The organism is Lysinibacillus sp. RC79, assembly GCF_041262405.1.
Classification (GTDB): Bacteria; Bacillota; Bacilli; order Bacillales_A; family Planococcaceae; genus Lysinibacillus.
In genome coordinates this window covers 1-1303 of the sequence record NZ_JBGCCD010000070.1, presented here as the reverse complement: position 1 = coordinate 1303, position 1303 = coordinate 1, and the positions used below count along the sequence as shown (strand labels likewise).

The following is a 1303-nucleotide window of genomic DNA, read 5'->3' as shown; positions in this document are numbered from 1 at the left end:
GAGCCTCCTCCTACGCTTCGCTTCGTGCGGGGTCTCGTCTGTCTCGCTTTCCCGCAGGAGTCGAGCGATGCTTCTCCAAACAACGCAATGTATCACACTATTATTTTAGTCACGCTTTCCTTTATAATAAAAGAATTAATGTGCAGGTGGTGCCCCCGATGATTTCAAATCAAGAAACCCTTAATTTAAGTCCATATATGGCGATCTACGATATTGTTGTGCCAAAAGATAATATACTTCGCCAAATCAATGAACTTGTTGATTTTTCATTCATTTTAGAAGAGTTAAAAACAAAATATTGTTTAGACAATGGACGTAATGCCATTCCTCCAATTCGTATGTTTAAGTACTTAATATTAAAAGCGATTTATGATGTATCAGACGTCGACCTTGTAGAGCGTTCAAAGTACGATATGTCATTCAAATATTTCTTGGATATGGCGCCAGAAGATCCAGTCATTGATTCAAGTTCTCTTACAAAATTTCGTCGGCTTCGTCTTCAAGACGTAAGCTTATTAGACATGCTCATTGGGAAAACAGTTGAGATCGCATTGGAGAAAAAAATCATCAACAGTCAAACGATTATTGTGGATGCCACACATACAAAAGCCCGTTACAACCAAAAAACGCCTAAAGAATTTTTACAAGAGAAATCAAAAAACGCTCGAAAAGCTGTCTACAAAATTGACGAATCGATGAAAGACAAATTCCCCGCAAAGACCACTTCTAACGAAGTAAAGGATGAATTAACTTACTGTAAGGAAGTTATTTCAGTCATTGAAAAGGAACCACAAATTGCACAAATGCCATCTGTCAAAGAAAAGCTGAATGTTTTAAAAGAAGTCGCAGAAGATTTCCAAGAACATCTAAATTACTCTTCTGATGCGGATGCGCGAAAAGGGCATAAGACGTCGGAATCTTCTTTCTTCGGGTATAAGACACATATCGCGTTGAGTGATGAACGTATTATTACAGCGGCTGTCATTACTACAGGTGAAAAAAGCGATGGAAAATATCTTCAAGAGTTAATTGAAAAAAGCACAGAAGCAGGTATGAAAATTAATACAGTTATTGGAGACGCAGCTTACTCTGAAAAGGCAAATATCGAATATACAAAAGAAGAGAAAATCGCGCTTGTGGCAAAGTTGAATCCTATTCTTACACAAGGACCACGAAAAGAAGAAGACAAGTTTGAGTTTAATAAAGACGCTGGAATGTTTGTTTGTAAGGCCGGTCATCTCGCGACAAGAAAAGCACGTACGGGTAAAAAAGGAACGAGTAAGAGTCAAAGTCAGACATATTA

At 37.9% G+C, this 1303-nt stretch carries 1 protein-coding gene; it reads left to right on the top strand.

Going from position 1 to position 1303, the window contains the following annotated elements:
• Positions 1 to 158: 158 nt before the first annotated feature.
• A partial coding sequence (locus ABH968_RS27760) for a transposase (protein WP_370049215.1) occupies positions 159 to 1303 on the top strand: 1145 nt, incomplete at its 3' end.